The 391-nt window shown below is 48.3% G+C and carries 1 CRISPR repeat array.

The features are described 5' to 3' along the window. Positions 1-390: a CRISPR direct-repeat array (repeat unit 28 nt; unit sequence CAATGAAAGTCCCTCCGAAAAGGAAGGG). The last annotated feature ends 1 nt before the right edge of the window (position 391 follow it).

Below are 391 nucleotides of genomic sequence, written 5' to 3' on the forward strand. Positions count from 1 at the left end.
CAATGAAAGTCCCTCCGAAAAGGAAGGGAAATTTTCAAAGGGGGAAGAGGTTGATTTCTTACCCTGCCTCAATGAAAGTCCCTCCGAAAAGGAAGGGAAATCCCGTTATATCCCTAGTCGCTTTCGGTAACTCTACCTGCCTCAATGAAAGTCCCTCCGAAAAGGAAGGGAAATCCCATCGCCAAATCGCCGCTCAAAGTGTTCACGTCAACGCCTCAATGAAAGTCCCTCCGAAAAGGAAGGGAAATACGGCGACGCATACGCCCACAAGAACTAGCACCGCACGCCTCAATGAAAGTCCCTCCGAAAAGGAAGGGAAATTGCTCATGTGGAATGGTATGTGATTTTCTTACGTGTTGCCTCAATGAAAGTCCCTCCGAAAAGGAAGGGA

The sequence above is a fragment of the Rothia sp. HMSC065B04 genome (assembly GCF_001812285.1).
In the GTDB taxonomy this organism is placed as follows: Bacteria; Actinomycetota; Actinomycetes; order Actinomycetales; family Micrococcaceae; genus Rothia; species Rothia mucilaginosa.